The sequence below is a fragment of the Frankia tisae genome (assembly GCF_025403405.1).
Taxonomy (GTDB): Bacteria; Actinomycetota; Actinomycetes; order Frankiales; family Frankiaceae; genus Frankia; species Frankia tisai.
Genome location: NZ_JANEZT010000561.1, coordinates 1 through 2826, shown reverse-complemented (window position 1 = coordinate 2826; position 2826 = coordinate 1). Strand labels below are relative to the sequence as shown.

At 65.4% G+C, this 2826-nt stretch carries 3 protein-coding genes; 2 read left to right on the top strand and 1 reads right to left on the bottom strand.

All coding sequences use genetic code 11. The annotated features are described in order from the left end of the window. Positions 1-237 precede the first annotated feature (237 nt). Positions 238-441, top strand: coding sequence for a hypothetical protein (locus NBZ85_RS29820; RefSeq protein ID WP_261563271.1), 204 nt, complete (start codon positions 238-240; stop codon positions 439-441). Beyond that, on the top strand, positions 441-1919 hold the full coding sequence (locus tag NBZ85_RS29815) for a tyrosine-type recombinase/integrase (protein ID WP_261563269.1): 1479 nt from the start codon (positions 441-443) through the stop codon (positions 1917-1919). Before NBZ85_RS29820 ends, NBZ85_RS29815 begins: the two co-directional genes overlap by 1 nt. Positions 1920-2209: 290 nt before the next feature. Here the strand turns inward: NBZ85_RS29815 and NBZ85_RS29810 are convergent, their stop codons facing one another. Next, positions 2210-2584: a tetratricopeptide repeat protein gene (locus tag NBZ85_RS29810; RefSeq protein WP_438803117.1), complete on the bottom strand. Its 375-nt coding sequence runs from the start codon at positions 2582-2584 to the stop codon at positions 2210-2212. Positions 2585-2826: the final 242 nt, after the last annotated feature.

The window sequence follows — 2826 nt, the reverse complement described above, 5'->3', positions numbered from 1 at the left end:
GCGGACCCCCTGCCCCACCCATTTTTCTTCCGTTCTCTGGTAGCGCCTCAAGCTGTCGGGGCGGTGGACGGGTCCAGGGTCGGCCGAAGGCCGATCGCGTAGCGACGCGCAGCGCCCTGGACGCGGCCGGCGACCCGACAGACCATCCCAGCGCCAGAGAACGGAAACCCCACCCGCGCCGGACCACGCCACCCGCGACCCGCGCGCCCGTTCTTTCGGCAAGGAGCCAGAACCGCCATGCCCACCAACGCCCCACGACGGGTGAACCTCACGCAGGCGCTGCATGACCACCTCGACCGCGCCGACCGCGGCCAGGGCCGCACCTACCCGCAGGCCGACGGAGAGACCAAGTTCGCCTGCGACATGGAAGACAGCCCCTACGGCTGCCCCTGGTGCGACGCGGTCGAATGGCCCGACGGCAACCCGCTGGACGTGGCCTGATGACCGCGGCGAAGGACAAGGAGAGCAAGGGACCCCGCCGGCTCAACGGCGAAGGGTCGATCTACCGCTACCGCAACGGCTGGGCTGGCCAGGTCAGGATGCCCGACGGCACCCGACCGACGGTCTACGGCAAGACCAGGGAGGACGTCCGAGAGAAGATCACCGCGGCGCTCCGGGCGGTTCAGGATGGCGTCCCGCTGGTCACCACGCGCATGACGGTGGCGCAGTATCTGGAGCAGTGGGTCACGATCGTTTTGCCTTCCCGCGTGGTTGCCGGGACCCTGGCCGAATCGACGCTTGAGTCATATTCGGATCAGATCCGGCTGCACATCACGCCGATTCTCGGTCGTCACGAACTGCGCAAGCTGACCACGGCGCACGTTCGACAGTGGATGACGCGCAAGCTCACCGAACCCTCCTCCGCCGGGGTGGCACAGCGCGCGGTCTGGGAGGCCGAGGCAGCCCGTAAGGCCGCTGAGCGCGAGAAGGAGAAGGCCCCCCGACTGGGTCGTACCTCGGCGATTCGGAAGACACCCGCCGTCCAGCAGGTGCGTAAGCCGATCAAACCGCTCTCCGCCCGGTCGGTCCGCTATCTGCTGGTGATCCTCACTGCTGCGCTGAACGACGCGGTCCAAGAGGAACTGTTGACCCGCAACGTTGCCTCGCTCGTCCAACCGCCCAGGAGCGCGGACGCTCCGGTGCGCGCGCTCACGGAGGAAGAGGCTCGGCGGGTCCTCGCGGTTGCCCTCGTCGACCGGATGGCCGCGCTGTGGCTGGTGCTGCTGGCGCTCGGCCTGCGCAAGGGCGAAGCGCTCGCGCTGCGCTGGGATGCGCTCGAGCTCGACGCCGGCACTGTCGCCGTGGTGCGCAAGCAGCGACGCCGCAAGGCGGGGATCGACCCGGAGACCGGCCGGCAGCGCTGGGAACTGGTCGAAGAGGAAGACCTGAAGACGAAGGGTTCAAAGGCCGTTCTCGTCCTGCCCTCGATGGTCGTCACGATGCTCCGCGCGCATCGGCAGGGGCAGGACGCAGCGAAAGCCGAGCTCGACGCCAAGGCCGAAAAGGCGGTGAAGGACCTGGCAGCGTTCGCCGGTCAACACCTCCCCAGTGGGGACGCCGGGGCTCCAACGGAGCTGGAGATCATCCGGTGGGCCGATCCGGGGCTGGTGTTCACCACGGCGGTCGGGCGCAGGATCGACCCGCGCAACGTCAACCGGTGGTGGGACGCGGTGTGCGAGCGGGCGCAGGTGGGGCACACCCGCGTGCACGACATCCGGCACACTGCGGCCACCATGCTCTTCCGGGCCGGGGTCGACCTGAACGAGATTCGCGCCTTGCTCCGGCACACCCGACTTGCCACGACCGCCGACATCTACGTCGCCGTTTTGGAGGACGTTCGGCGCGGAACAGCTAGCAGCATGGACGACATCCTAACTCGGCTTCAGACTCCCACAAAAAACACCGAGAGCGAGGGCTGAACGGACGCCGCCCGAGGTGTCCGGCAGTACTGCCGAGACAATGGCAGTACTCATAGTCCTGAAAGCCCAGGGCCCCGCGCCGCGTGATCGACCGCGGGGCGCTTACCTGTCTCAGTATAGCGTGCACCGAGAGGTAATAGTAATTCGTACCATCGGAAACCAGTACACGGAGGCTTCACTGGGGTCCGCGAGCGTAGGCCACAGGCCCGATAATGGAATTATCACCCTTCCGCGCCGGATGACTCAGGGGGCCCCTATCCATCGACGGCGAATCCTGCAAGCGACTTTCTTCAGTACAGATTCGATGGATCTCCCGGAGAACCATCGGGGTTGAGACCGCAGCGCTCGATTTGACGCGCTTCATTCATACGACCCAGCTTCTCCAACAGCAAGGAAAGCCCGATAAACTGTTCGCCAGCAGCGATCCCATCACGCAAAACCCGTTCAGCTTCGGCTAGGCGACCCTGACTCTCCAAAAGATTGGCGAGCTCGCTATGAGCGTTGGGATCGTCAGCGGCGATCGCATCACGCAATGCCCGTTCGGCTTCATCTATACGACCCAAACTCCGGAGGACTGATGCCATTCCGACGTGGGCCATCGGTCGGCTCAAGGTGATGGCTTCCCGCCATAGGTCCAGCGTTTCCTCCACCCGACCTTGGTCCAAGAGGAGCCAAGACAGTTGATGCCGAGCCGCGTGTACATCGGCGTCGACCGCATCCCGCCATACCTGTTCGGCCTCGTCGTGCCGGCCCTCGTCCATCAATTGAGCCGCTAGCCAGTGAACCTTTCCCGGTAACCTTTCGTCACCTTTGGTAGCAACAACGCTGTGTGCATACGTTGATCTCTACGTGGTGCGCTGGTGCTCCATGTGGAGCAGCACGAGGCATGCTTTCACCACGGATCCGA

What these genes read in the sequence shown, in the direction of transcription:
- NBZ85_RS29820 (WP_261563271.1), top strand. Translation starts at nt 238, where the DNA reads ATGCCCACCAACGCCCCACGACGGGTGAACCTCACGCAGGCGCTGCAT.
- NBZ85_RS29815 (WP_261563269.1), top strand. Translation starts at nt 441, where the DNA reads ATGACCGCGGCGAAGGACAAGGAGAGCAAGGGACCCCGCCGGCTCAAC.